Origin of the sequence: Grimontia sp. AD028, from assembly GCF_000973155.1 — a bacterium.
Taxonomy (GTDB): domain Bacteria; phylum Pseudomonadota; class Gammaproteobacteria; order Enterobacterales; family Vibrionaceae; genus Enterovibrio; species Enterovibrio indicus.
Genome location: NZ_LASY01000216.1, coordinates 1 through 342 on the forward strand (window position 1 = coordinate 1; position 342 = coordinate 342).

Here is a 342-nt window from a genome sequence, read left to right on the forward strand (position 1 = left end):
GCGGTGTCAGTCACGGTTGCTGTGATGGTGTAATCGCCTTCGCCAGGTAATTCGCCGCCCGTGCCGCCCAAATCTTCCGGCGACAGGGTCACAGGCACAGCAGTGCCGTCAGTCCAGCCACCAGGGACAGTGGTCGTCACTTCATTGGTGGTGCCATCCGGCTGGGTCACAGTGACAGTGATGGTGTCGCCAGGCTGAGTGCCTGTTGGTGGGGTGACCAGCACTTCCACGCCGTCAGTCAACTCTTCTTCACCTACGCCGCCGGAGGCTTCAGGGATCACTACAGTTGGTGCTTCATCGGTGCCGCCGGTGCCGGTGCCTTCGCCCGGTGCGGTGGTATCA

The 342-nt window shown here is 62.3% G+C and carries 1 protein-coding gene; it reads right to left on the bottom strand.

The window, feature by feature from the left end:
- On the bottom strand, positions 1-342 hold a 342-nt coding region (locus RN22_RS25350), incomplete at both ends, for a hypothetical protein (RefSeq protein ID WP_046308522.1).